The 25,656-nt window shown below is 63.3% G+C and carries 27 protein-coding genes and 1 pseudogene; 12 read left to right on the top strand and 16 right to left on the bottom strand.

Features of this window, described 5'->3' with window-relative positions; genetic code table 11:
• Positions 1 to 53: 53 nt before the first annotated feature.
• Positions 54 to 257 carry a twin transmembrane helix small protein gene (locus tag B2D37_RS18950; protein ID WP_079204151.1) on the top strand — a complete coding sequence of 68 codons (204 nt, stop codon included), beginning with the start codon at positions 54 to 56 and terminating at the stop codon, positions 255 to 257.
• A 52-nt stretch (positions 258 to 309) separates the two neighbouring features.
• On the opposite strand, the gene B2D37_RS18945 is transcribed toward B2D37_RS18950, so the two are convergent.
• From B2D37_RS18945 to coxB, 4 genes are all read right to left on the bottom strand, one after another.
• A complete protein-coding gene (locus B2D37_RS18945; protein ID WP_079204150.1) occupies positions 310 to 1,197 on the bottom strand; it encodes a cytochrome c oxidase subunit 3 in 888 nt (295 codons plus the stop codon).
• 11 nt (positions 1,198 to 1,208) lie between these two features.
• Positions 1,209 to 1,760, bottom strand: coding sequence for a cytochrome c oxidase assembly protein (locus B2D37_RS18940; RefSeq protein ID WP_079204149.1), 552 nt, complete (start codon positions 1,758 to 1,760; stop codon positions 1,209 to 1,211).
• Between the two features lie 69 nt (positions 1,761 to 1,829).
• Positions 1,830 to 3,434: a cytochrome c oxidase subunit I gene (gene ctaD / locus B2D37_RS18935; protein WP_079204148.1), complete on the bottom strand. Its 1,605-nt coding sequence runs from the start codon at positions 3,432 to 3,434 to the stop codon at positions 1,830 to 1,832.
• A gap of 4 nt (positions 3,435 to 3,438) precedes the next feature.
• Positions 3,439 to 4,563: a cytochrome c oxidase subunit II gene (coxB, locus tag B2D37_RS18930; RefSeq protein WP_154067123.1), complete on the bottom strand. Its 1,125-nt coding sequence runs from the start codon at positions 4,561 to 4,563 to the stop codon at positions 3,439 to 3,441.
• A 352-nt stretch (positions 4,564 to 4,915) separates the two neighbouring features.
• Here coxB and B2D37_RS18925 point away from each other — a divergent pair, with 352 nt between their 5' ends.
• Positions 4,916 to 5,572 (top strand): hypothetical protein, encoded by a 657-nt coding sequence (locus B2D37_RS18925; RefSeq protein WP_079204146.1) that lies wholly within the window; start codon positions 4,916 to 4,918, stop codon positions 5,570 to 5,572.
• A 13-nt stretch (positions 5,573 to 5,585) separates the two neighbouring features.
• On the opposite strand, the gene B2D37_RS18920 is transcribed toward B2D37_RS18925, so the two are convergent.
• The 5 genes and pseudogenes from B2D37_RS18920 to prlC form a co-directional block, all read right to left on the bottom strand.
• Positions 5,586 to 5,792, bottom strand: a complete 207-nt coding sequence (locus B2D37_RS18920; RefSeq protein ID WP_371915459.1) for a hypothetical protein — start codon at positions 5,790 to 5,792, stop codon at positions 5,586 to 5,588.
• Between the two features lie 118 nt (positions 5,793 to 5,910).
• The gene (locus tag B2D37_RS18915; protein WP_079204144.1) at positions 5,911 to 6,624 is read right to left on the bottom strand and encodes a carbonic anhydrase; all 714 of its coding nucleotides are present in this window, start codon (positions 6,622 to 6,624) and stop codon (positions 5,911 to 5,913) included.
• A 251-nt stretch (positions 6,625 to 6,875) separates the two neighbouring features.
• A pseudogene (locus tag B2D37_RS18910) lies at positions 6,876 to 7,936 on the bottom strand (PA0069 family radical SAM protein).
• A gap of 288 nt (positions 7,937 to 8,224) precedes the next feature.
• Positions 8,225 to 8,509: a YheV family putative zinc ribbon protein gene (locus B2D37_RS18905; protein WP_079204143.1), complete on the bottom strand. Its 285-nt coding sequence runs from the start codon at positions 8,507 to 8,509 to the stop codon at positions 8,225 to 8,227.
• Positions 8,506 to 10,590 (bottom strand): oligopeptidase A, encoded by a 2,085-nt coding sequence (gene prlC, locus B2D37_RS18900; protein WP_154067122.1) that lies wholly within the window; start codon positions 10,588 to 10,590, stop codon positions 8,506 to 8,508. Before prlC ends, B2D37_RS18905 begins: the two co-directional genes overlap by 4 nt.
• A gap of 88 nt (positions 10,591 to 10,678) precedes the next feature.
• On the opposite strand from prlC, the gene B2D37_RS18895 reads away from it, so the two are divergent.
• A complete protein-coding gene (locus B2D37_RS18895; protein WP_079204141.1) occupies positions 10,679 to 11,221 on the top strand; it encodes a gamma carbonic anhydrase family protein in 543 nt (180 codons plus the stop codon).
• Positions 11,222 to 11,235: 14 nt separating this feature from the next.
• Positions 11,236 to 11,883 carry an HAD family hydrolase gene (locus tag B2D37_RS18890; protein ID WP_079205040.1) on the top strand — a complete coding sequence of 216 codons (648 nt, stop codon included), beginning with the start codon at positions 11,236 to 11,238 and terminating at the stop codon, positions 11,881 to 11,883.
• A 103-nt stretch (positions 11,884 to 11,986) separates the two neighbouring features.
• On the opposite strand, the gene B2D37_RS18885 is transcribed toward B2D37_RS18890, so the two are convergent.
• The gene (locus B2D37_RS18885) at positions 11,987 to 12,217 is read right to left on the bottom strand and encodes a DUF1161 domain-containing protein (protein ID WP_079204140.1); all 231 of its coding nucleotides are present in this window, start codon (positions 12,215 to 12,217) and stop codon (positions 11,987 to 11,989) included.
• Between the two features lie 61 nt (positions 12,218 to 12,278).
• A complete protein-coding gene (locus B2D37_RS18880; protein ID WP_079205039.1) occupies positions 12,279 to 13,358 on the bottom strand; it encodes an aminopeptidase in 1,080 nt (359 codons plus the stop codon).
• Positions 13,359 to 13,439: 81 nt separating this feature from the next.
• Here B2D37_RS18880 and B2D37_RS18875 point away from each other — a divergent pair, with 81 nt between their 5' ends.
• Positions 13,440 to 13,853 carry a hypothetical protein gene (locus tag B2D37_RS18875; RefSeq protein ID WP_079204139.1) on the top strand — a complete coding sequence of 138 codons (414 nt, stop codon included), beginning with the start codon at positions 13,440 to 13,442 and terminating at the stop codon, positions 13,851 to 13,853.
• A 27-nt stretch (positions 13,854 to 13,880) separates the two neighbouring features.
• On the opposite strand, the gene B2D37_RS18870 is transcribed toward B2D37_RS18875, so the two are convergent.
• The 4 genes from B2D37_RS18870 to B2D37_RS18855 all read right to left on the bottom strand — a co-directional run bounded on the left by B2D37_RS18870 (position 13,881) and on the right by B2D37_RS18855 (position 16,830).
• The gene (locus tag B2D37_RS18870; protein WP_079204138.1) at positions 13,881 to 14,306 is read right to left on the bottom strand and encodes an OsmC family protein; all 426 of its coding nucleotides are present in this window, start codon (positions 14,304 to 14,306) and stop codon (positions 13,881 to 13,883) included.
• A gap of 67 nt (positions 14,307 to 14,373) precedes the next feature.
• A complete protein-coding gene (locus B2D37_RS18865) occupies positions 14,374 to 15,375 on the bottom strand; it encodes an LLM class flavin-dependent oxidoreductase (RefSeq protein ID WP_079204137.1) in 1,002 nt (333 codons plus the stop codon).
• A gap of 246 nt (positions 15,376 to 15,621) precedes the next feature.
• Positions 15,622 to 15,837 carry a dodecin gene (locus tag B2D37_RS18860; RefSeq protein WP_079204136.1) on the bottom strand — a complete coding sequence of 72 codons (216 nt, stop codon included), beginning with the start codon at positions 15,835 to 15,837 and terminating at the stop codon, positions 15,622 to 15,624.
• A 105-nt stretch (positions 15,838 to 15,942) separates the two neighbouring features.
• Entirely contained in the window at positions 15,943 to 16,830 is an 888-nt protein-coding gene (locus B2D37_RS18855) for a LysR family transcriptional regulator (RefSeq protein ID WP_079205038.1), read from the bottom strand.
• A gap of 140 nt (positions 16,831 to 16,970) precedes the next feature.
• Here B2D37_RS18855 and trpB point away from each other — a divergent pair, with 140 nt between their 5' ends.
• The 7 genes from trpB (at position 16,971) to B2D37_RS18820 (ending at position 24,515) form a co-directional block, all read left to right on the top strand.
• Entirely contained in the window at positions 16,971 to 18,182 is a 1,212-nt protein-coding gene (gene trpB / locus B2D37_RS18850) for a tryptophan synthase subunit beta (protein WP_079204135.1), read from the top strand.
• Positions 18,179 to 18,988: a tryptophan synthase subunit alpha gene (gene trpA, locus B2D37_RS18845; protein ID WP_079204134.1), complete on the top strand. Its 810-nt coding sequence runs from the start codon at positions 18,179 to 18,181 to the stop codon at positions 18,986 to 18,988. Before trpB ends, trpA begins: the two co-directional genes overlap by 4 nt.
• 179 nt (positions 18,989 to 19,167) lie before the next feature.
• The gene (locus B2D37_RS18840) at positions 19,168 to 20,082 is read left to right on the top strand and encodes a LysR family transcriptional regulator (protein WP_079204133.1); all 915 of its coding nucleotides are present in this window, start codon (positions 19,168 to 19,170) and stop codon (positions 20,080 to 20,082) included.
• Positions 20,083 to 20,088: 6 nt separating this feature from the next.
• Entirely contained in the window at positions 20,089 to 20,994 is a 906-nt protein-coding gene (locus B2D37_RS18835; protein ID WP_079204132.1) for a LysR family transcriptional regulator, read from the top strand.
• A gap of 245 nt (positions 20,995 to 21,239) precedes the next feature.
• Entirely contained in the window at positions 21,240 to 21,866 is a 627-nt protein-coding gene (locus B2D37_RS18830; protein ID WP_079204131.1) for a glutathione S-transferase family protein, read from the top strand.
• 67 nt (positions 21,867 to 21,933) lie between these two features.
• Entirely contained in the window at positions 21,934 to 24,009 is a 2,076-nt protein-coding gene (locus B2D37_RS18825) for a pyridoxamine 5'-phosphate oxidase family protein (RefSeq protein ID WP_079204130.1), read from the top strand.
• A 29-nt stretch (positions 24,010 to 24,038) separates the two neighbouring features.
• Positions 24,039 to 24,515 (top strand): nuclear transport factor 2 family protein, encoded by a 477-nt coding sequence (locus B2D37_RS18820; protein ID WP_079204129.1) that lies wholly within the window; start codon positions 24,039 to 24,041, stop codon positions 24,513 to 24,515.
• Positions 24,516 to 24,630: 115 nt separating this feature from the next.
• Here B2D37_RS18820 and pbpG read toward each other — a convergent pair whose 3' ends face one another.
• A complete protein-coding gene (pbpG, locus tag B2D37_RS18815; protein ID WP_079204128.1) occupies positions 24,631 to 25,542 on the bottom strand; it encodes a D-alanyl-D-alanine endopeptidase in 912 nt (303 codons plus the stop codon).
• Positions 25,543 to 25,656 lie beyond the last annotated feature (114 nt).

Here is a 25,656-nt window from a genome sequence, read left to right as displayed (position 1 = left end):
TCAAGCTGGTTATACTGCATCTGCAACACATTCCTCTCCCCCCGGAGTTACCCATGCTCAAGATCGCGATCGTCCTCTTGCTACTCGCTACAGTGGTCAGCTTGTTCAGCGGTCTTTTTTTCCTGGTCAAGGACGAGGGTCGCTCTTCCCGAGTGGTCAATTCCCTGACCGTTCGGGTCACGCTCACCGCCCTGACTGTAGCCCTCATTGCCTGGGGCTTCTATAGCGGCCAACTGGCGCCCCAGGTGACGTGGTAGGCACCGGTCACACGCCTACCCCCTTCCTGCCGCTTTTCCTAGGCCGCGCGGATCAGAGTACATAAACGAACGTAAACAAGCCGAGCCACACCACGTCGACGAAGTGCCAGTACCAGGCGGCCGCCTCGAAGCCGAAGTGCTGTTCGGGGCTGAAGTGGCCACGCACGACGCGGACCAGCATCACCGTCAGCATGATCGCCCCCAAGGTGACATGGGCGCCGTGAAAACCGGTGAGCATGAAGAAGGTCGCGCCATAGATGCCCGAGCCCAGGGTCAAGCCGAGTTCGGTGTAGGCATGGATATACTCTTCGGCCTGGAACACCAGGAACGCCGCGCCGAGTACCAGAGTCAACGCCAGCCAGAGTGTCAGCGGCTTGCGCTGGTTCTTGCGCAGGGCATGGTGGGCGAAGGTCAGGGTGAAGCTGGAACTCACCAGCAGCACGGTGTTGAGCAACGGCAGACCCCAGGCGCTGATGACCCCGCTGGGGGCCGGGTAGAGTTTGGGATCCGGCGTGTTGAGCAACGGCCAGCTGTACTCGAAACCCGGCCAGAGCATGTTGGCAATGCCTTTGTCGCCTTCGCCGCCCAGCCAGGGCCCGGCCCAGGTGCGCACGTAGAACAGCACGCCGAAGAACGCGGCGAAGAACATCACCTCGGAAAAAATGAACCAGCTCATGCCCCAGCGGAACGAGCGATCCATCTGCGCGCTGTACAGGCCTGAACTGCCTTCCTTGATCACGGTACCGAACCAGCCGAACAGCATGTAGGCGAGGAACAGGCCACCAACGAAGAAGATCAACGGGCCGTTGGAGTCGGCCCGCTCGGCCTTCATATCGTTGAACCAGGTGGAGAGCCCGACGACCGTGATCAGCAAGCCGATAGTGGCGATAATCGGCCACTTGCTCTGGGCCGGAACGTAGTACTGCTCATGAGCTGCCATCTTTATTCTCCTTATTGGCCCACCTGGGCTACAGGCGGTTTACTCGCAGTGATATCGAACAGAGTGTAAGCCAGGGTCAGGTGGCGCACATCTGCGGGTAAATCTCGATCGACGATAAAACGTACCGGCATTTCAATACGCTCACCGGGCTGCAGAACCTGCTGGGTAAAGCAGAAACACTCGGTCTTGTGGAAATACGCCGCCGCCTTGGAGGGGGCAATACTGGGAATCGCCTGAGCAGTCATCGGCTTGTCCGTAGGGTTGTGCGCGACGAATAACATCTGCGTGCTTTCACCCGGATGCACCGTCACTTCATCGCCCAGCGGGCGGAACTCCCAGGCCATATCGGCCGCATTGGTGGCGAGAAACTGCACCCGCACCTGACGCGACTGGTCCACGCTTTGCTGCCCGGCCTCATAGACCCCGGCGGTTTTACCGTTAATGCCGAAGGCCTGGCACATCACGTCGTAGATCGGTACCAGGGCGAAACCAAAGCCGAACATCCCCACCACCACCAGCACTAAGCGGATGACCAGACGACGGATGGCCAGGGCCTCACTCATAGTCGGCTCGCAGGGTGGGCCGGTCAGCGGCCAAACGTGCCTGGCGAACTGGGTCTTCGCAGAGGTTCATCACTTCACGTCCGGCGGAGTCTGGAAGGTGTGGTAAGGCGCTGGCGACGGCACCGTCCACTCCAGACCTTCGGCGCCATCCCAGGGCTTGGCCGCGGCCGGCTTGCCGCCACGGATGCACTTGATGACGATGAACAGGAACAGCAACTGGGTCGCGCCGAACATGAAGGCACCGATGCTCGAGACCATGTTGAAGTTGGCGAACATCATGTTGTAGTCGGGGATCCGCCGTGGCATGCCGGCCAGGCCGACGAAGTGCATGGGGAAGAACGCCATGTTCATGCCGACGAAGCTCATCCAGAAGTGCAGCTTACCGAGGGTCTCGTCATACATATGGCCGGTCCACTTCGGTAGCCAGAAGTAGGCCGAGGCGAAGATGCCGAAGATCGCTCCCGGTACCAGTACGTAGTGGAAGTGCGCCACCACGAAGTAGGTGTCGTGGTACTGGAAGTCCGCCGGGGCGATGGCCAGCATCAGTCCGGAGAAACCGCCAATGGTGAACAGAATGACGAACGCCACGGCGAACAGCATCGGCGTCTCGAAGGTCATCGACCCCCGCCACATGGTACTCGCCCAGTTGAACACCTTAACTCCGGTGGGCACGGCGATCAGCAGGGTGGCATACATGAAGAACAGCTCGCCGGTCAGCGGTATGCCAACGGTGAACATGTGGTGCGCCCAGACGATAAACGAGAGGAAGGCGATCGATGCGGTGGCATAGACCATCGAGGTATAACCGAATAGCGGCTTGCGGGCGAAGGCCGGGATGATCGCACTGACCGCGCCGAACGCCGGCAGGATCATGATGTACACCTCGGGATGACCGAAGAACCAGAACACGTGCTGGAACAATACCGGGTCACCGCCACCGGCGGCGCTGAAGAAGCTGGTGCCGAAGTGGATGTCCATCAGCATCATGGTCACGCAGCCCGCCAACACTGGCATCACCGCGATCAGCAGGAAGGCGGTGATCAACCAGGTCCAGACGAACAGCGGCATCTTCATCAGGGTCATGCCGGGGGCGCGCAGGTTGAGGATGGTGGCGACCACGTTGATCGCGCCCATGATCGAACTGATACCCATCAGGTGGATGGCGAAGATGAAGAAGGTCACGCTTTCCGGCGCGTAGGTGGTGGATAGCGGTGCGTAGAAGGTCCAACCGAAGTTCGGTCCGCCACCCTCCATGAACAACGTGCTGACCATTATGCTGAAGGCCGCCGGCAGCAGCCAGAAGCTGAAGTTGTTCATCCGCGGCAAGGCCATGTCCGGCGCGCCGATCATCAGCGGAATCATCCAGTTGGCCAGGCCGACGAAGGCCGGCATCACCGCACCGAAGACCATGATCAAGCCATGCATGGTGGTCATCTGGTTGAAGAATTCAGGCTGCACGATCTGCAAACCCGGCTGGAACAACTCGGCGCGAATCACCATGGCCATGGTGCCGCCGAGGAGGAACATGGCGAAACTGAACCACAGGTACATGGTGCCGATGTCTTTATGGTTGGTGGTTAGCACCCAACGCATCAGACCTTTGGCCGGGCCGTGATGATGGTCATCCCCGGCATGGCCATGATCTTTATGATCCGTATCGATCACTGCACTCATGTCCTTACTCCTGAGCTTGTTTGAACGCGAGAACGTCTTGTGGCGTGACCATGTCACCCACTTTGTTGCCCCAGGCGTTGCGTTCGTAGGTGATGATCGCGGCAATGTCGACTTCCGACAGTTGCTTGCCGAAGGCGGCCATGGAAGTGCCCGGCTTGCCGTTGACCACCATGCCGATATGTTCTGCGGCTGGGCCGGTGGCGATGGCCGAGCCCTTGAGCGCCGGGAACATCGGTGGCAAGCCTTCACCAGTAGGCTGATGGCAAGCGGCACATGTGGTGTTGTAGGCTTTTTCGCCACGGGCCAGGAGTTCTTCCTGGGTCCACTCCTTGCTGGTCAGCTCCTTCTCGGCAAGCGCGAGCTGTTTGCGCTCGGCCAGCCAGAGGGCGAAGTCTTCCTTCGATTTGACCTCGACCACGATCGGCATGAAGCCATGGTCCTTGCCGCACAGCTCGGCGCATTGACCCCGATAGATCCCTGGTTCCTCGACCCGCGTCCAGGACTCATTGACGAAGCCGGGAATGGCGTCCTTCTTCACAGCCAGGGCCGGCACCCACCAGGAATGGATCACATCGGCGGAGGTAATCAGAAAGCGTACCTTGGTGCCAACCGGCACCACCATCGGCTCATCGACCTCGAGCAGATAATGCTCGCCTTTCTCGGCTTTATTATTGATCTGGTCTTGGGGAGTGGTCAGGTTGCTGAAGAACTCCACGTCCTGGCCCAGGTATTTGTAATGCCATTTCCACTGGTATCCGGTGATCTGGATATCCAGCTCGGATTCCGAGCTGTCGTAGATGTCGATCAGCGTCTTGGTCGCCGGGATCGCCATCAGCACCAGAATCACCAGCGGCACCACGGTCCAGAGGATCTCCACCGTGGTGCTTTCGTGAAAGTGCGCGGCCTGCTGTCCCGTGGAGCGGCGGTGGACCAGCATCGACCAGAACATCGCGCCGAACACCACCACGCCGATCGCGACGCAGATCCAGAAAATGGTCATGTGCAAGTCAAACACCGAGCGACTGACCTCAGTAGCTCCGGGCGCCATGTTGATCGTCCAGCTAGCGTGAGCCGAGCTGAATACCAAACACAGCAGGAGGCTCATCCAAACGCGTGGATGTCGCATCATTGCGGGTTCCCCTTATCATTCTTGTTATCCCGCCGGCGGAACATGCAGCAAAAGGATCGACGGCCATGACAACTGTCGAAACCTCTCCGTGCCGAAGCCCGTCCGGTGTTATCAGGTACTGTCTTTCGAATTCGAGTATAGACGGCGACTTCAACCTGGCAACGTCAAAACGAAAATCGTCAACACCGCGCAAGCCTTGTGCTAAACGCCACGGAGGGTGTGGCCCGCTAGAATCAGGGGTAGCGCGTTATAGCGCTCTCGTATAAGTATGAAAAATTTATGACAATCGCGTCTGAGCAGTCGCCTCCAGCCAGCTATGGTTCACGCCCATGTCCTCACTTCAGGAGTAGTCATGAATACCCCCGCATTGCGCGAACTGATTCAGCGCGCTCACCAACACGAAACCAACAGCAAGCAGCTCTCTGCGCTACTGAGTACGCAACTGGAGCGCCTGCATCCCTCCATCCGCCTACCCGACATTGACACCCTCGAGGTGCTCACGCGCTTTGTCAGCGCCTATATCGAGCAGGTACCCGATGTGTTGGAAGCGGCCAATCAGGTCGCACGCGAAGCCGGCATCGAGGCGCAGATCAAGCCCGTACTGAAAGTCGCCGAACAGTTTTTCCTCCAGCCGCCCGCGCTGATGGCCGGACATGACGGTCTCGATGGCCTGCTTGACGAAGCCTACCTGGCCCACCGCCTGGTCGAGGAGGTCAACGACCGCTACATCGCCCACCTCGGCCGACCCCTGATTCCGCTGGACACCACGGTGGCCAACCTGATCGCCCACCAGTTGATCGGCGAGCCATTTGCCAATCAGCTGGACGAAGCCGTGCACCACGCCGTGGCTGGCATGCTCGATGAGGCCAGCTTCGACCAGGCCTCCGTGCGCGCCTATCGCGAGCGCTTGAGCGATCCGCACACCGAAGCCGCCTGGAAACGCTGGCCCTGCCTGTCAGGCCAACTGGGGGTAGAACTGCAGCTGGACGAATCGCGCATAGCCGGCTGAAGTAGCCTCGCGGCTACGTATGTGCGGGGTCATTCTTCTTGACCCCGCGAATATTCAGCACGGCCAGACAGACCTGCAACACGATCAGCGCCCAGGCACCGGCATGCCAGCCCCAGATCGTCCAGAGCAGGTTGCTCAAGATAAAGCACCAGAAACCGATAGTGCGTCGACGCAAATTCAGTGACGCGATCAACCAGGCGGCGATCACGGTCGCCAGCATCGCCGGCCATTGCAGCCAATCAATGTAATCCACCGGTCTCTCCAGACAATAAGCCGCTGAGGGGCACTAAATAATGGGTGTGACAACACGCGAATAGTTCCCGCAAAAAACCTCGGGTCTAGCTTTGCAAATAACGTGGCCGCGGCGTAGCCATCGGCAGCGGGCCATCACCGATCTGGCGGAACTCGCCTTTCTCGGCGTCATAGGCCTTGATCTCGCTGGTCTCGATGTCGTACACCCAGCCATGGATGAACAGCTGACCGCTAGCCAGGCGCGAGGCCACCGAGGGATGGGTGCGCAGGTGGTCGAGTTGGGCCACCACGTTCTCCTCGGTGAGGATACCCAGGGTGTTGTGGTCGGCGCAGCCGCAATTGTCCTCGACCACGATCTTGGCCACTTCGGCATGGCGCAACCAGGCTTTTACCGTCGGCATGCGCTCCAGTTCTTCGGGGTTGAGCACCGCCTTCATCGCGCCACAGTCGGAATGCCCGCAGATGATGATGTGCTGCACGCCCAGCGCCATCACCGCATACTCGATAGCGGTGGAGACCCCGCCCATCATCTGCCCGTAGGGCGGCACTACATTGCCGACATTGCGGGAAACGAACAGGTCGCCGGGATCGCTCTGGGTAATTAATTCGGGGACGATGCGCGAATCGGCGCAGGTGATGATCATCGCCCGTGGCGTCTGCTCATGGGCGAGCTTCTTGAACAACGCCTGTTGCTGCGGAAACACCTCCTGACGGAAGCGCTGAAAGCCTTCGAGGATATGCCGCAGCGCCTCCTCCGCGCTTTCCACCACGCGAATGCTCTGCTGCTCTTGCTTGTCCATATGACTAACCTCGAAAAATCTGCGGGATCGCATCTTCCTGGCTCGGTCAATGCCCTTAGCAGGTGATTGCGCACCGTTACTGGACACTCGACGCGCGCCTTGGGTCACCGCGAACCCAGCCAATGGTGGCCTGATACATCGCCTGTTCGATTAAGAGCAATTGGCGTTCCAGTTGCGTTACCCAGGACACGATTAGCAACGGGCATCTGTAGGCGACCGCAGTAAACCGTTGATTCATAACCTCCCCGTATTCAGAGCAGGCTCAGCTGCGCACCCGGCGGGCAGAATTGCGAGCAATCCAGACCCTGGGTGTCACGGCGATCCAGACCCAGCTTGCGACTGGCCAGGCGAAAGCGCTGGGCCAGCAGTTCGGCGAACGGGCCTTCGCCGCGCATGCGGCTGCCGAAGCGGCTGTCGTAGTTTTTGCCGCCGCGCGACTGGCGGATCAGGCTCATCACATGCACGGCGCGCTCGGGAAAGTGCGCCTGCAGCCATTGCTCGAACAGCTCGGCGATTTCCAGCGGCAGGCGCAGCAGCACATAGCTGGCCGAGCCCGCGCCGGCATCGCGGGCGGCCTCGAGCAGGCGCTCCAGTTCCATGTCGTTGATCATCGGAATCATCGGCGCGCAGATCACGCTGACCGGCACACCGGCCTCATGCAGCGTGCGCATGGCGCGCAAGCGTGCCCCGGCGAGGCGGCGCGCGGCTCCATGATGCGTTTCAGTTCATCGTCGAGGGTGGTCAGGCTGAAGGCCACGCTGACCAGGCGTTGACTGGCCAGCTCGCTGAGCAGATCGAGGTCGCGCAGGATCAGCGAGCCCTTGGTGATGATGTGCAGCGGATGCTTGTAGCGCAGGAGAACTTCCAGGGCCTGGCGGGTCAGGCGCTGCTCGCGCTCGATCGGCTGGTAGGCATCGGTGTTGATGCCCAGGGCGATCGGCTGCGGCACATAGCCGGGCTTTTGCAATTGTTCTTCCAGGCGGCTGGCCAGGTTGGTCTTGGCGATCAGCCGGGTCTCGAAATCGATGCCTGGCGACATATCCCAATAGGCGTGGCTGGGCCGGGCGAAGCAGTAGATGCAGCCGTGCTCGCAGCCACGATAGGGATTTACCGAACGGTCGAAACCGACATCTGGCGAGTTGTTGCGGGTGATGACGCTCTTGGCGATCTCGCTGCGCACTTCGGTGGCGCGCGACGGCGGCGTCTCGTCCTGAAACCAGCCATCGTCCTCGGCCACCGAACGGGTCGGCGCGAAGCGGTTATGCGGGTTGCTGGCGGTACCGCGACCGCGGGTTGGTAAGGAAACGGACATGGGGCGACTCCGGCAGAATACTGTATATAAATACAGCCATTCTGCCTTGTCACCAAGTGCCAGCCGTCGCCTGCCGGCGGCCGTCCATGCCCAGACCGTGGCTCCAGGGTCATGTGCACGGCCTGCGCCGTCGTGGCTGACGCTTTTCCCATCCGCCATCGCCTTCATCGTTCCCACGCCGCAGCGGTGCAACGCAGCCCAGGACGTTGCGCATCAGCGACGAATCCAACACCTGGCACACCGCGCCGGGGCTGATCCGGGCGACAAAACCCTGTAGCCCGTGCGGGTTTACTCCTTGGGCTTCTTCAGCTTGGGATTGGGAAAGAACTGCACCGCCTGCACCTTGGGATTGGCGGCCTTGGGTTTCAGCGCGCTGATATTGACCCGGGTCGGCAGCTCCTTGGGTACCGAGTTGCCGCGCGCATCCAGGGTGTCGGCGTAGCCACAGGCCACGCATTCGCGGTGCGGCACGCCGTCTTCGTCCCACATCTGGATCTTGTCCATCTCGCTGCAGGCCGGGCACACGGCGCCGGCGATAAAGCGCTTCTTGGTCACCTTGGGTACGTCGCTCATGCGGCCTCCTGACTCAGGCCCAGATGGCGCAACAGGGCATCGATGCGCGGCTCGCGGCCGCGGAAGTCGACGAACAACAGCATCGGTTCCTGCGAGCCGCCACGGGCGAGGATCGCCTCGCGGAAGGCGCGCCCGGTGTCGCGGTTGAACACGCCTTCTTCCTCGAAGCGCGAGAAGGCATCCGCCGAGAGCACTTCGGCCCATTTGTAGCTGTAGTAACCGGCGGCGTAACCACCGGCAAAGATATGCGCGAAGCTGTTGGGGAAGCGGTTGTAGGCCGGCGGACGCAGCACCGAGACTTCAGCGCGGATGCTTTCGAGCACCTCCAGCACGCCGCGGCCGTCACCGTGGGTCGCATGCAGTTCGAAGTCGAACAGGCTGAACTCCAGCTGACGCACCATCATCAGCCCGGACTGGAAGTTTTTTGCCGCCAGCATCTTGTCCAGCAGGTTCTGCGGCAGGGCGTCGCCGGACTGGTAGTGACCGGAAATCAGCGCCAGACCTTCGGGCTCCCAGCACCAGTTCTCCATGAACTGGCTCGGCAGCTCGACCGCGTCCCAGGCTACGCCGTTGATCCCCGAAGCGCCGGCATGCTCGACGCGGGTCAGCAGGTGGTGCAGGCCATGGCCGAACTCGTGGAACAGGGTGGTGACTTCGTCATGGCTCAGCAGCGCCGGCTTGTCGCCGACCGCCGGGGTGAAGTTGCACACCAGGTTGGCCACCGGGCTGATCAGCCGGCCAGCGGCGTCACGACGCTTGTCGCGGGCGCCGTCCATCCAGGCGCCGCCGCGCTTGTTGGCGCGGGCGTAGAGGTCGAAGAAGAAGCGCCCGACATGCTCGCCGTGCTCCTTGATCTCGAACAGGCGGACATCCGGGTGCCAGGCGTCGAAACCCGACAGCTCCTCGATCTGGATGCCGTAGAGCTTCTCGACGATGGCGAACAGGCCGCTCAGCACCTTGTCGATGGGGAAATAGGCGCGGAGGATTTCCTGGGAAATGCTGTAGCGCTGCTCGCGCAGCTTCTCGCTGTAGTAGCCGACATCCCAGCTTTGCAGGTCGCTGCAGCCTTGCTCGGCGGCGAAAGCTTGCAGCTCGGCCAGGTCCTGGGCGGCGAACGGCTTGCTGCGTACCGCCAGGTCACGCAGGAAGTGCAGCACCTGGTCGGTGGACTCGGCCATCTTGCTCGCCAGGCTCAGCTCGGCGTAGCTGGCAAAACCGAGCAGCTTGGCCAGTTCCTGGCGCAAGGCGAGGATTTCCAACATCACCGGGCTGTTATCGTGCTGGCCGGCATTCGGCCCCTGATCGGAGGCGCGGGTGCAGTAAGCGGCATACACCTCTTCGCGCAGGGCGCGGTCATCGGCGTAGGTCATCACCGCGAAATAGCTGGGGAATTCCAGGCTGATCAGCCAGCCGTCCAGGCCCTTGGCCTCGGCCGCTTGCTGCATCTGCGCCTTGGCCGAATCGGTCAGGCCGGCCAGCGCAGCCTCGCTGCTGACCTGCTTGCTCCAGGCCTGGGTGGCATCCAGCAGCTGGTTGGAGAAGCGGCTGCCCAGCTCGGAGAGCTTGCTCTGAATGGCGCCGAAACGCTGCTTCTCGAGCTCCGGTAGATCGATGCCGGACAGGTGGAAGTCACGCAGGCTGTGCTCGAGGATGGTCTGCTGGGCGACGTCGAACGTGGCCGCCTCGGGGCTCGTGGCCAAGGCCTGATAGGCCTCGTAGAGCACGCGGTTATGACCCAGTTCGGTCGAGTACTCGGACAGCTTGGGCAGGCTGGCCTCATAGGCCGCTCGCAGCTCGGCGTTGTTGCACACCGCATTGAGGTGGCTGACCGGGCTCCAGGCGCGGCCAAGGCGATCATTCAATTCGTCGAGCGCCAGCACCAGCCCACTCCAGCTCGGTGTGCCAGACTGTTGCTTGAGCAGTTCGGCAATGGCGGCACGGTTCTCGGCGAGGAGCGTATCCACCGCCGGCTCGACATGCTCCGGGCGGATGACGGAATAGGGTGGCAGGTCGAAGGCTTGCAGCAGCGGGTTGTTGGCGGTCACGATAGGGCACCTGTAACGAAATGGGTTTGAAGCCATGAGCCTGCGCTTGGCAGGGTGGACTCGGCACATATGCCCGTCATCATAATTACAATCACAGCTCACCGCAGCCTAAGAGGTTTCTATCGTGTCGATACGTACATACCAACAGTTCACTCCGCTGCTCGGCGAGCGGGCCTTTGTCGATACTTCCGCCGTGGTGATCGGCGATGTAGAAATCGGCGCCGACAGTTCGGTCTGGCCGCTGGTGGTGATCCGTGGCGACATGCACAGCATCCGCATCGGTGAGCGCACCAGTATTCAGGATGGCTGCGTGCTGCACATCACCCACGCCGGGCCCTTCAACCCGCGCGGCTACCCGCTGAATATCGGCGACGATGTGACCATCGGCCACAACGTCACCCTGCACGGCTGCAACATCGCCGACCGGGTGCTGATCGGCATGGGTAGCATCATCATGGATGGCGTGGTGATCGACGCGGAAGTGGTGCTCGGCGCCGGCAGCCTGGTCACCCCCGGCAGCCACCTGGAGAGCGGCTACCTGTACGTCGGTAGCCCGGCGAAAAAAGCCCGTGAGCTGACCGAGAAGGAGCGCAGCTACTTCCGCTACAGCGCCGACAACTATGTGCGCCTGAAGGATCAGCACCTGATGGAAGGCTATGCCAGCTGATGAAGCCGGGCAGCATGCACTACCAACACATCCTCTTCGACCTCGACGGCACCCTGACCGACCCGCGTGAAGGGATTACCCGTTCGGTGCAGCATGCCCTGGCGCAGCTGGGCATCGACGAATCTGACCTGCAGGCGCTGGAACACTTTATCGGGCCGCCGTTGTTGCAGTGTTTCATGCAAACCTATGCCTTCGACGAAGCGACGGCCTGGCAGGCGGTGCATCACTACCGTGAGCGCTTTCGCGACGTCGGCTTGTATGAGAATCGCCTGTTCGATGGCGTGGGCGACCTGCTTGAGCTGTTGCTGACGCAGCAGCGAACCCTGTATATCGCCACCAGCAAGCCGGCGGTATTTGCCGTGGAGATTGCCCGCCACTTCGATTTTGCCCGGCACTTCGAGGTGATCTACGGCAGCGAATTGGACGGCACACGCACCGACAAGGTCGAGCTGCTTGCCCATCTGCTGGCGCAGGAGCAGTTACCCAAGGACAGGACGCTGATGATCGGCGACCGCAAGCACGACCTGATTGGTGCGCGGCGCAATGGCCTGGATGCGGCGGCTGTTGGCTATGGCTTCGGCAGCCGCGAGGAGTTGCTGGCCGAGGCCCCGACCTATCATTTCGCCAGCCTGGCCGAATTGCACCGAGCCTTTATCGACTGAGACCCAGGATGGGCCGGCGCGTAGCGAGGATGGGTTAGGCACGTAGCGGCGTAACCCATCGTATGGGCAGCATCGGTATCGCTCCGTTCAACTCAGCCTACAGTCAGCCGTTCTTCTGGTAGACGATCTTCCGAGTGCCACCGTCGCAGCTGCCGACCACCATGTTCTGATCCTGCACCTCGTCGTTATCGACGATCTCCAGGGTGTAGCTGGAAACGCCAGCGGCCTGGATCTTCACTTCGATTTCCTGCTTCAGTTCCTCGCAGGGCTTGGGCGCCGCCCATGCAGCGCTGCCGAGCAAGCCGAGCAGCACGGCCACTGTCCATCGGTTCATCGTCATCTCCTTGGTTTTGCGAAACTCGCCAGTATTTGACTGGCGGGCGCTACAGCAAGTTCTAGCTGGCTTTGCGCAAGGCTTCCAGTGCTGCAGTGCGCGCCTCGGCTGGCAACTTGCCGAGGGCGGTGACGCTTTGGTAGAAGCGTGGCCAATCAGCGCCGACCTCGGCGAACACGGCGGCGAACGCCGGCACCCACTTGTCGTAGAGGCCGAACGGCAGCAGCTTGGCGTTATTCAGCGGCGCCGCGACCCAGGCGTCGTAGCGGCCACGCCCGCCCCACTCGCGCTCACGCAGAGCCCGGTACTCCTGGCGTAGACGCTCGAACTCGGCCTGCTTGGCCGCACGCATGGCATCCACCGCCAGGTCGCGGGCATACAGCTGCTCCAGGCGCGCACGGCTAGCCAGCACCAGCGCACTGAACTGTTCGCGCTGCCGGGTTTCGTCCCGGTCGGTAGCCGGGAGGCCCTGCGCCTGTTGCCACTGGCGCAGGCCTTCGCGCTCGACAAAGGTGGCGAAGGATTCGTTGAACGCGGTGTCGTCGGCCACATACAGTTGCTGGTGGGCCAATTCGTGGAAGATCACCGCCACCAGGCGTTCATCGTTCCAGCGCAGCATGGTGTTGAGAATCGGGTCGTCGAACCAGCCCAGGGTGGAATAGGCCTCGACCCCAGCCAGGTAGGTGTCGAAACCGCGCTGCTTGAACAGCGCCGCCGCGCCACGGCCGCGGCCCTGACTGTAGTAGCCGCGATAGGCCACGCAGCCGGCGATGGGAAAGCAGTGCAACTCGGGCTTGACGGAAAACTCCGCCGTGGCGAACAGGTTCCACACCACGAAAGGCCGCTGGATATCGGCATACAGGCGATAGCTGCGGTTATCCGGCAGGCCCAGCCGCGCACTGGCGAAGTCGCGCGCCTGCTGAGTCAGGATCAGGCGTTGCTGCAGGCCAGGATCAACCTGCGGGTCACGCAGCAAGGCAGCGACCGGCGTGCTCGCCTGCAGCAACTGCAGCTGACCCCGGGCCAGGTGGCTGTAGTAATCCAGGGTAGTGCAACCACCGAGCAACAGCAGCGCCGCCAGCAGCGGAACCCAGTGCCGGCAGAGGGAGTCGATAAGAGCATGAGCAGTGCGATAGGTCATGCCCAGCAAACTAGCGCATTGCAGCTACTGTTCGCACTATCGGCGTAAGCTGATTACATAGCGTCAATTTCGGAGACGTCCATGCGTTACCTAACCCTGATCGTCAGCGCATTGCTTCTCAGCGCGTGCGCCTCGCCATTGCCACCGCGCGACCCTGGTATGGCCTGGGTCGATCTGTACACCAGCGCCAGCGACCTGTTGATGGCCGAGCAACTCGACGGCAAGCGCCTCAACGACGGCCGTTACTTCCAGATCAGCCCTGGCGCCCACGAACTGATCGCACGCTTTCACTTCGAAGTGCAGGGCGGCGGCAATCTGATGGCCGAGCCGATTCAGCGCACCTGTGAGATCCGCGTGCGTTACGACGACTTCGCCGCCGGCCAGCACTACCGGATCGAAGCCAGGACGCTGGCGATGAGCGCCCAGGCCTGGCTCTACGACGAGCAACGTAATGTGCTGGCGCGCGCCAAGGTGCTGCGCTGCGGAATGTTCTAACGGCTAGCGGCGCTCTGCCAATACCGATCAGCTGTCGAGCACGGCTTCCAGGGTGATCTCGGCATTCAGCACCTTGGATACCGGGCAACCATTCTTGGCGGCTTCCACCGCCTGCTCAAACGCCGCCCGGTCAGCTCCCGGAATCTTCGCGCGCAGGCTCAGGTGCACGGCGGTTATGGCGAAGCCGCCGTCGACCTTGTCCAGCGTCACTTCAGCCTTGGTCTCGATGCTTGCGGCGGTCATCCCGGCGTCACCCAGTTCCTTGGACAGGGCCATGGAAAAACAACCGGCATGGGCCGCGCCGATCAGCTCTTCCGGGTTGGTGCCCGGCTGATCCTCGAAGCGCGAATTGAAGCCGTAGGGGCTTTTCGTCAGCACACCGCTCTGGGTGGAAATAGTGCCTTTGCCGTCTTTGATGCCGCCTTGCCAGTGGGCCGATGCTGTCTTTTTCATCTGAACTCTCCATTGCATAAGGGCTACAGAGTTCAGAGAGCTATAGGCGCGACAAGTTCGCGGTGATTTAGCCGGCACGCACCTGGGCAAGAATCTCGAAGGCGCGCAGGCGGTCGGCGAAGTCGTAGAGATCGCAGGTGAAGATCAGCTCGTCGGCCCCGGTTTGCTCCAGCAGCACCTCCAGGCGCGCGCGGACTTTTTCCGGGCCGCCGACCACCGCCATGCCGAAGAAGCTGGCAACGGCCTCTTTTTCGTGGGGCAGCCACAGACCCTGCATGCTCTTGACCGGCGGCTTCTGCACCAGGCTGTGGCCACGGATCAGGGCGAGAATGCGCTGGTAGGCCGAGGTTGCCAGGTATTCCGCTTGCTCATCGCTGTCTGCCGCGATCAACGGCACACCGAGCATCACGTAGGGCTGGTCGAGTACCGCCGAGGGTTTGAAGTGGCTGCGGTAGACCCGAATCGCCTCATGCATGTAGCGCGGCGCGAAGTGCGAGGCGAAGGCGTAGGGCAGACCTTTCTCACCCGCCAACTGGGCGCTGAACAGGCTGGAGCCGAGCAGCCAGATCGGCACCTGGGTGCCCGTGCCCGGCATGGCGATGACCCGTTGCTGCGGCGTGCGCGGGCCCAGGTAAGCCTGCAACTCCTCGACATCACGGGGGAAGTCGTCGGCACTACCGGAGCGCTCGCGGCGCAGGGCATGGGCGGTGAACTGATCGGCGCCTGGCGCACGCCCCAGGCCCAGGTCGATGCGCCCTGGGTACAGGGTGGCGAGGGTGCCGAATTGCTCGGCGATCACCAAAGGCGCGTGGTTGGGCAACATCACCCCGCCGGAGCCGACACGCAGGGTCGAAGTACCCGCAGCCAGGTAGCCCAGCAACACTGCGGTTGCCGAACTGGCGATGCCGTCCATGTTGTGGTGCTCGGCGACCCAGAAACGGGTGAAGCCGAGCCGCTCGACATGCCGGGCCAGCGCCAGGGAGTTGTGCAGCGCCTGCTCGGGCCCGCCGTCATCGCGGATCGGTGCGAGATCGAGGGTGGAAATCTTGGTCTGTGCTAACGCGCTCATAGGCCCCGCCTGTTTGCTTGCATGGAGTTATCGGCGCAGGCCTGCGCCAATAACCCAGCTAAAGAGTAGGGCTTACTCTACGGATTGCAGGGACGAACGACCAGCAGGCACTTTTCAGTGCCATAGCCATTGAATGGTAAGCAAGCAGGCAACAGCGGCTGCTTAGCATGATTCGGCAAGCGGGCTGCAATCGGGCTACCCACTTGCGGAGACGGTCGCAGTAGGCGGGAGTTTTTTCACCGCCGCTCAGCTCTCGCTGAGGCGAAAACCAACCTTGAGGGTCACCTGGTAGTGACCGACCTTGCCATTTTCGATATGCCCGCGGGTTTCCAAGACTTCGAACCAGTCGAGGTTGCGCACGGACTTTGAGCACTCTTGCAGGGCATTATTGATTGCTTCATCGATGCTGTTTTTCGACGAACCGACGACCTCGATTTTCTTGTAGGTGTGGTGATCAGACATGGCGTTTTCTCCACTGTGGATAAGTAAACGCTAGTCGAGCACGCCGACTTTTGTGACATGTATTTGGTATATCCCGGCAAACTAAACGCGATAGTCAGACGCGGTTCAGCCGTCCAGCTCGCCGCGCAGCCACTCGGCCAAGCGCTGCGCGCGCTTATCCAGGCGTCGCGCGGGCACCCACAAGGCCAGCCGGGCCGGGGTTGCGACGAAGCCCCAGGGCGCGACCAACCGCCCGGCCGCCAGATCGTCGGCGACCAACTGTTGCGGGGCGATGGCCACCCCCAGGCCAGCCGCGGCTGCCTCCAGCAGGTAGTAGAGATGCTCGAAACCCTGGCCCAGCCTGAGCGCACCAGTATCGAGGCCATTGCTCGCCGCCCAACTTGGCCAGGCTTGCGGGCGCGAACTGGTGTGCAACAAGGGTTCGCCCAGCAGTACCGCCGCTGGCGCCTGGTGCAGTGCGGCGAAGCGCCCATAGCGCGGACTCAAGACCGGTCCGATGTGCTCGACCGCCAGCTCGAACACCTGCATGTCCGCCGGCCAGGGCGGTTCGGCGAACCACAGGGTGGCGTCGACCCCGACTCGCCGCGGGTCCAGTTCACCCTCACTGGCCGAGAGTTGCAGACGCAACTCCGGCAGTTCGCGATTGAGCCGATCCAGGCGCGGAATGAACCAGCGCGCCAGCAGGCTGCCCGGGCAGGCCAACACGAATGGCGCCTCGGCCTGGCCCTGCTGCAACTCGCTGCAGACCGCCCGCACCCGCTCGAACGCCTCGCTGCTGACATCGCGCAAGCGCAACCCGGCATCTGTGAGTTTAAGGCCACGACCGTCCTTGGCGAACAAGGCCACGCCGAGGTGCTCTTCCAGTGCCCGAATCTGCCGACTGACTGCACCATGGGTGACATGCAGCTGCTCGGCGGCCTGGCTGACGCTTTGCAGGCGGGCGGCAGCCTCGAACGCACGCAGGGCATTGAGGGGGGGGAGCATTTGACTCATCTGTGAGTTTTCCTGACAGGTTGCGGCAATCTTATCGCTTTTGTCCTGGGCCACACAGTCTTATCCTGTGGCCATTGTCGCAGGAACCGCAGGACCGCCGCGTCCCGCTCCCAGACGCCCAACACTCCCAGGAGAACGCCATGACCTCTTTCCGCAGCGGCCCCGATGCCAACGGCCTGTTCGGCTCGTTCGGCGGCCAATACGTCGCCGAAACCCTGATGCCGCTGATCCACGAGCTGGCCGCCGAATACGAGAAGGCCAAGCTCGACCCCGAGTTTGCCAAGGAACTGGCCTACTTCCAGCGCGACTACGTCGGCCGGCCGAGCCCGCTGTATTTCGCCGAGCGCCTGACCGAGTTCTGCGGCGGGGCGAAGATCTACCTCAAGCGCGAAGAGCTCAACCACACCGGAGCGCACAAGATTAACAACTGCATCGGCCAGGCTCTGCTGGCCCGGCGCATGGGTAAGCAACGCATCATCGCCGAGACCGGCGCCGGCATGCACGGCGTGGCTACCGCCACCGTGGCCGCGCGCTTCGGTCTGGAGTGCGTGATCTTCATGGGCACCACCGACATCGATCGCCAGCAGGCCAACGTGTTCCGCATGAAGCTGCTCGGGGCCACCGTCATTCCAGTCGTCGCCGGCACCGGCACCCTGAAAGACGCGATGAACGAAGCGCTGCGTGACTGGGTAACCAACGTCGACAACACCTTCTACATGATCGGCACCGTGGCCGGCCCGCACCCGTATCCGGCAATGGTGCGCGACTTCCAGGCGGTGATCGGCACTGAAACCCGCGATCAGATTCTCGCCCAGGAAGGCCGCCTGCCCGACAGCCTGGTCGCCTGCATCGGCGGCGGCTCCAACGCCATCGGCCTGTTCCACCCCTTCCTTGACGACAAGGGCATACAAATCATCGGCGTCGAAGCGGCCGGTTACGGCATCGAAACCGGCAAGCATGCTGCCAGCCTCAACGGCGGCGTACCGGGCGTGCTGCACGGCAACCGCACCTTTCTGCTGCAGGACGACGACGGCCAGATCATCGACGCCCACTCGATCTCCGCCGGCCTGGACTACCCCGGCATCGGCCCGGAACACGCCTGGTTGCATGAGGTCGGCCGCGTCGAATACACCTCGGTGACTGACGACGAAGCCCTCGACGCCTTCCACAAGTGCTGCCGCCTGGAAGGCATCATCCCCGCCCTGGAAAGCGCCCATGCCCTGGCCGAAGTATTCAAACGCGCGCCGACGCTACCCAAGGAGCACCTGATGGTGGTCAACCTGTCCGGGCGCGGCGACAAGGACATGCAGACCGTGATGCACCACATGGGCGAACTGGAGAACCAAGCATGAGCCGCCTACAGACGCGCTTTGCCGAACTGAAACAACAGAACCGCGCCGCCCTGGTGACCTTCGTCACCGCCGGCGACCCTAACTACGCCGCCTCGCTGGCGATCCTCAAGGGCCTACCGGCTGCTGGCGCCGATGTGATCGAGCTGGGCATGCCGTTTACCGATCCGATGGCCGATGGCCCGGCGATCCAGCTGGCGAATATCCGCGCGCTGGACGGTGGGCAGAACCTGGCCAAGACCCTGCAGATGGTTCGTGAATTTCGCCAAGGCGAGCAGAACACGCCGTTGGTACTGATGGGTTACTTCAACCCGATCCACCATTACGGCGTCGCGCGCTTTATCGCCGAGGCCAAGGAGTCGGGGGTCGATGGCCTGATCGTGGTCGACCTGCCGCCGGAACATAACGTCGACCTCTGTGACCCGGCGCAAGTCGCGGGCCTGGACTTCATCCGCCTGACCACCCCGACCACCGACGATGCGCGTCTGCCCAAGGTGCTCAACGGCAGCTCCGGCTTCGTCTACTACGTCTCGGTAGCCGGCGTCACCGGCGCTGGCGCGGCGACCCTGGAACACGTCGAACAGGCCGTCGCGCGTCTGCGTCGGCATACCGACCTGCCGATCAGCATCGGCTTCGGCATCCGCACCCCGGAACACGCGGCGACCATCGCCCGCCTGGCCGACGGTGTAGTGGTCGGCTCGGCGCTGATCGACCAGATCGCCCATGCCGAGGACAGCGAGCAGGCCGTGCAGGGCGTACTGAGCCTGTGCCGCGACCTGGCCGAAGGGGTGCGTAACGCTCGTCTGTAATCCTTGACGCGACACACAAAAGCCGCTACTGCCACACCGGCGTAGCGGCTTTTGTGTGTGTGCAGATCCTGCACGCGCCAATCAACCCCAGCTTGATTGGCAGAAGTGCTGAATAACCACGGTCAAAACCCCAGCACTGTTGCCCATAATGGAATGACCAGCCAGCAGGAGACGCGTCAGTGGACAGGTTTCAGGAAATGCAGGTGTTTCTCGCCGTCGCCGAGGAACAGGGCTTTGCCGCTGCCGCCCGCCGTTTGCACCTGTCGCCACCCAGCGTGACCCGCGCGGTGGCGGCCCTCGAAGAGCGCATCGGCACCCTGCTGCTGGCACGGACCACGCGCAGCGTGCACCTGACCGAAGCCGGCCAGCGTTATGTGGAAGACTGCCGGCGGATTCTCGTCGAGCTGCAAGAGGCCGAGGAATCGGCGGCCGGCAGCCATGCCATTGCTCGTGGTCTGCTGACGCTGACCGCCCCGGTACTGTTCGGCGAGCTGTTCGTCACCCCGCTGATGGTCGATTACCTCGAGCAGCACCCGGCGGTGTCGATCAAGGCCCTGCTGCTCGACCGCGTGGCGAGCATGGTCGACGAAGGCATCGATGTCGCGGTGCGCATCGGCAACCTGCCGGACAGCGGTTTGCACGCCGTGCCGGTCGGCACGGTGCGTCAGGTGGTCTGCGCGGCCCCGGCCTACTTGCAACGGCACGGCCGGCCAGAGCACCCGCACGAGCTGCACGCCGCACGCATCGTCCTCGCCGCCAGCAGCAGCCTGCTCACCGATTGGCAGTTCAACACACCCGAAGGTGCGTTGAGCATCCGCCCAGAACCGCGCCTGGTGGTCAGCGCCAACCAGGCCGCGATCAATGCCGCGCAACTGGGCTGGGGCCTGACCCGGGTGCTCTCCTATCAGGTGGCCGCGCAAGTGGCCGCCGGCGAACTGGAGCTGCTGCTGGAGCGCTTCGAGCCGCCGCCGCTGCCGATCCACGTGGTCTATCAGGACGGCCGCCGGGTGCCAGCCAAGGTGCGCAGCTTTGTCGATTATTGCGTCGAGCGCCTGCGCGGCGACGCGGCGCTCAATCCACCGACGCGTAGCTGACCGACCATGGACCGTTATCAACAGATGCGCGCATTTCAGGCCGTGGCCGAAGACCTCAGCCTGGCCGCAGCGGCGCGGCGCCTGAACATGTCCGCGCCCACGTTGACCCGCGCCATTGCCGCCCTGGAGCAGCGTCTCGGCACCGCGTTGCTGAGCCGCAGCACCCGCGGCGTGCAACTGACCGAGGCTGGCCAGCGCTTCGCCCTCGACTGCCAGCGCATCCTGCGCGAGCTGGTGGAGGCGAACGAGTCGGCCAGCGGCCTGCACCGGCAACCGCGCGGTCGACTGACGTTGGCCATGCCGCTGCTGTTTGGTCAGCAGGTGCTGACGCCGATCCTGCTCGACTACCTGAATGCCTACCCCGAGGTGCAGATCCTCGGCCAGTACCTGGACCGCGTGCCCAATCTGCACGAGGAAGGGGTGGATGTCGCGATCCAGGTCGGCGAACTGGCGGACTCGTCGCTGTACGCGCGCAAGATTGGCAGTATCCGCCGGGTGGTCTGCGCCAGCCCGGCGTATCTGGCCGCGCAGGGCGAACCGGAGACGCCGCAGGGCTTGCATGCCCAGCAGATCATCCACTCGAGTGCCGATACGCGTTTGCCGGAGTGGCGCTTCCAGCACAATGGCCAGGCACTGACGGTGAGCCTGCGCCCGCGTCTCAGCTGCGCCACCAGTCAGGCGGCGATTGCGGCGGCCTGCCGGGGCGCCGGCCTGACCCGCTGCACGAGTTACCAGATTCATGCGCAACTACAAGCGGGCCAACTCCGAACGGTGCTGACGGCCTTCGAACTGCCCAGCCAGCCGGTCTACCTGGTCTACCGTGAAGGCCGCAGGGCCGCCGCGCGGGTGCGCAGCTTCGTCGATTTTGCGGCGGCTAAATTACGCGAGCACCCGGCGCTCACGCCAAGCTGACGACCGCTACGGATTGCCGCAGGTCGGCCCTGATCGGCTCCAGGTGCGTGCCGCACAGTCGGCGGCGCAAGGCCGAATAGGCTTACAGCCGCCTCAGGCGTTATTGCGCAAACTGAAACAGTGGATTGTCATTTCTGGTGATTCTGCAACTTCCATCGAGGGTGGATGATCACGTCCATCGGCGCGGCCTCCGGTATTACCGCCCGCCGCTGAGCGATCCCCTCAACTGCCTTGCGGAGCCTCCCATGTCCCAGAATGCCATCAAACTGTTTGGTTTCCCCCTGTCCGGTCACTCCCACCGAGTCGAGCTGATGCTGTCGCTGCTCGGCCTGCCGAGTGAGTTCGTGCTGGTCGATCTGACCAAGGGCGCGCACAAGCAACCCGAATTCCTGGCAATGAACCCCTTCGGCCAGGTGCCGGTCATCGACGACAACGGCAGCGTGCTGGCCGACTCGAATGCCATTCTGCTGTACCTGGCGCAGAAATACGGCGAAGGCCGCTGGTTGCCGAGCGATGCCGCTGGTGCCGCCGCCGTGCAGCGTTGGCTGTCGATTGCCGCCGGGCCACTCGCTGCGGGACCGGCCCGCGCACGGCTGATCACCGTGTTCGGCGCGCCCTACAACGCCGAAGAAGTGATCGCCAACGCCCACGCCCTGCTCAAGGTAATCGAGGCCGAATTGAGCGGCCGACAGTACCTGGTCGGCGAGCAGCCGAGCATCGCCGACGTCGCCTGCTACAGCTATATCGCCCACGCCCCGGAAGGCAACGTGGCGCTGGCCGACTACCCCAACCTGCGCGCCTGGCTGGCCCGCATCGAAGCGCTGCCGCACTTCGTAGCGATGCCGCGCACGGCCGCCGGCCTGCAAGCCTGACTCGCCGCGCCGGTCACCCGCACGGTGGCCGGCACCCTGTCGCCTGAATTGTTCTGGAGTCGCCGCGATGGTTCCTCACCCTCCCGAAACTGCGCCCTCGCCCTGGCATGCCGGGGAACAGATCCTGCAGCAACGCGTCGGCGTGGCCGAGCGCATGGAGGCGTTCGGGCGCAAGGTGATCCGCGATCACCTGCCCGAGCAGCACCGCGACTTCTACCGCCAACTGCCCTTTATCCTGCTCGGCTCGGTGGATGCCGCGGGTAACCCCTGGGCCAGCATTCTCGAAGGCCTACCGGGTTTTGCCCATGCTCCCGAGCCACGCTTGCTGCAGCTCGATGGCCGGCCAGATGCCAACGACCCGGCGGCGGCCAACCTGGCCGACGGCGCGGCGGTCGGCCTGCTCGGCATCGAGCTGCACAGCCGCCGGCGCAACCGGGTCAACGGCCATGTCACGGGCTCTTCCGCGACTGGCTTCGGCGTGGCGGTGGAGCAGGCGTTCGGCAACTGCCCGCAATATATCCAGCAACGCCAAGCGCACTTCGTCCGCGAGCCAGGCCAACAGCAAGGCCTTCAGCTGCAGCGGCTCGATGCGCTGGACGAGGCCGCCCGCGAGCTGATTAGCGGCGCCGATACCTGCTTCGTCGCCAGCTATATCGACCCGGACGGTGATCCCGCGCGACGCTCGGTGGATGTCTCGCATCGCGGCGGCCAAACCGGTTTCGTCCAGGTCGAAGGCGACTGCCTGAGCATTCCGGATTTCGCCGGTAATCTGCACTTCAACACCCTGGGTAACCTGCTGCTCAACCCGCGCGCCGGCCTGCTGTTTATCGACTTCAGCAACGGTGATCTGCTGCAACTCAGCGGCCACAGCGAGATCATCTTCGATGGGCCCGAGGTGGCGGCCTTTCAGGGCGCCGAACGGCTCTGGCGGCTGCACGTCACCCAGCTGGTACGGCGGCCGGCGGCGTTAGCGCTGCGCTGGGCTTTTCAGGGCTTTTCGCCGAACAGCCTGATGACCGGCTCCTGGCCCCAAGCCCAGCCACGCCTGCAGGCCGAAGCGCTGCGCCACACCTGGCGCAACCTGCGGGTGACGCGCATCGAGGAGGAAAGCGCGAACATCCGTTCGTTCTATCTTGAGCCCGCCGACGGCGCCGGCTTGCCGCTGTTTCAGGCCGGCCAGCACCTGCCCATCCGCCTGCAACTGCCGGGCACCTCGACATTGCTGATCCGCACCTACAGCCTGTCCAGCGCGCCTTCGGATGGCCACTGGCGGATCAGCGTCAAACGCCAAGGCGCGGTGTCCAGCTACCTGCATGAGCACGTCACGGTGGGCGACCTGCTCGAGGCACGGGCGCCGCAAGGCAGTTTCGTCGTCGCTGCCGACGAGCCACGACCGCTGGTGTTGCTGGCCGCCGGCGTCGGCGTGACGCCCCTGCTGTCGATGCTGCGCGAGGTGGTCTACCAAGGCCAGCGCACCCGTCGCACGCGCCGCACCTTCTTCGTGCAGAGCGCGCGCACCCTCGCTCAGCTACCGTTCAAGGATGAGGTGGCGGATCTGACCCGCCAAGCGGGTGATGCGCTGAGCGTGCTGCGCCTGCTCAGCCAGCCGGAGGCGCATGCCCGCGCAGGCGAGGACTTCGAGCGGGCGGGGCGCATCGACATCCATCTGCTGAAGGCGCTGCTGCCCTTCGATGACTTCGATTTCTACCTGTGTGGGCCGAGCCGTTTCACTCAGGATTTGTATGACAGCCTGCGTGCGCTGCGCATCGCTGACGCGCGCATCCACGCGGAAACCTTCGGGCCCTCGACCCTGCGCCGCCAGCCCGATTCAGGCCCAGCCTTGCTCGAACAGACCATGGCGGCCACGGCACCGGTGCCAGTGCTGTTTGCCCAGTCGGCCAAGCAGGCGCGCTGGACGCCCGAAAGCGGCAGCCTGCTGGAACTGGCCGAGAGTCGTGGCCTGAACCCGGAGTTCAGTTGTCGGGGCGGTTCCTGCGGCACCTGTAGCACCCGCCTGGTCAGTGGCCAGGTGCATTACCCGATTCCGCCGGCCGAGTTACCGCCGAGCGGTGAAGTGCTGATCTGCTGCGCCATTCCGGCGCACCCCAGCGAGGGCTCAAGCGGCCTGGTGCTGGAGCTTTAATCCACCGCCCACTATTGCGAGGCAACCCCATGAGCAACGCCGAAGCCCGTCCACCCTTGCCGCCCTTTAGCCGCGAAACGGCGATACAGAAAGTGCGCATGGCCGAAGACGGCTGGAACAGTCGTGATCCACAGCGGGTCGCCCTGGCCTATACCCTCGACAGCCGCTGGCGCAACCGCGCCGAGTTCCCCCGGGGCCGGGCTGAGATCCAGGCCCTCCTCGAACGCAAATGGCAACGCGAGCTGGAGTATCGCCTGATCAAGGAGCTCTGGGCCCATGACGGCAACCGCATTGCCGTGCGTTTTGCCTACGAATGGCACGACGCCGAGGGCAACTGGTTCCGCGCCTACGGCAACGAGAACTGGGAGTTCGACGAGCAGGGCCTGATGCGTTTGCGTTTCGCTAGCATCAACGACCTGCCGATCAGCGCCGCCGAGCGCAAGTTCCACTGGCCGCAAGGCCGGCGCCCGGATGATCACCCCGGGTTGAGCGAGCTGGGCCTGTAACAGTCCCGCCCATGAAAAAGCCGCTGCTCCGGTCAGGAACAGCGGCTTTGCTGTGCGCTGGAGCGCCATGCCGACGCGCTCGTAAGCATGACCTAGCCTCGCACTCACACGCAGATTAGGGCTGCGCCGCCTGCAGCTGCCGTTGCGCCATCTTCTGCTGGCGGTAGCTGATCGCTGCGGCTGGCACCGGAGTGACCTTGCCGGTTTCCAGCCAGCGCTTCAGGCGGTTGGCGTCGGCCATGTGGGTGTATTTGCCGAAGGCGTCCAGCACCACGAAAGCCACCGACTTGCCGGCCATCTGCGTGCGCATGACCAAACAATGACCCGCCGCATTGGTGAAGCCGGTCTTGGTCACCTGCACGCTCCAGTTGTCCTTGCGCACCAGGGCGTTGGTGTTGCGAAAGCCCAGGGTGTAGTTGGGTTTATGAAAGGCCACGGTTTTTTCCCGGGTAGTGCTCAGCTCGCTGATCAGCGGGTACTGCTGAGTGGCCTTGAGCAGCAGCACCAGGTCGTTGGCGGTGGAGACGTTGTGCTGCGACAACCCGGTTGGCTCGACGAAGTGGCTGCGGCTCATACCCAAGGCCCGGGCCTTGGCATTCATCGCCGCGATAAAGGCCACATGACCACCCGGATAGTGATGCGCCAGGCTGGCCGCCGCGCGGTTTTCCGACGACATCATGGCCAGCAGGAGCATGTCGCGACGACTGACCTCGCTGCCCACTCGCACCCGCGAGAACACGCCGCGCATCTCTGCGGTGTCGCGGATCACGATCGGCAATTGCTGGTCCAGCGGCAACTTGGCATCCAGCGCGACCATGGCGGTCATCAGCTTGGTCACCGAGGCGATCGGTACGACCATGTCAGGATTGCTGGAATAGAGCACCTGGTTGGTCTTCAGGTCGACCAGCAGAGCACTCCCGGCAGCAAGCTGCTGGGTCGGGGTCTTGGCGGCGGCCAGGCTGTTCGAGGCAACTACAAGGCTGCTGCAGATCAGCAGCAGACTGACTATCGAATGACGGATTTTCACAGGAGCATTCACTGGTTGGGTGGGGAAGTGCCGGGGCAGCGGATTCTGGCCGCGCCAGTATACGCAACTCGGCTATCACTCTTGCAGTGTAGGGCGTCTGCAGCAAGGCATTGC

This window comes from Pseudomonas sp. CC6-YY-74 (assembly GCF_002025205.1).
GTDB classification, from domain to species: Bacteria; Pseudomonadota; Gammaproteobacteria; order Pseudomonadales; family Pseudomonadaceae; genus Aquipseudomonas; species Aquipseudomonas paeninsulae.
Note: the sequence above shows the minus strand (reverse complement) of the source record. Positions and strands in the feature narration are given on the sequence as shown.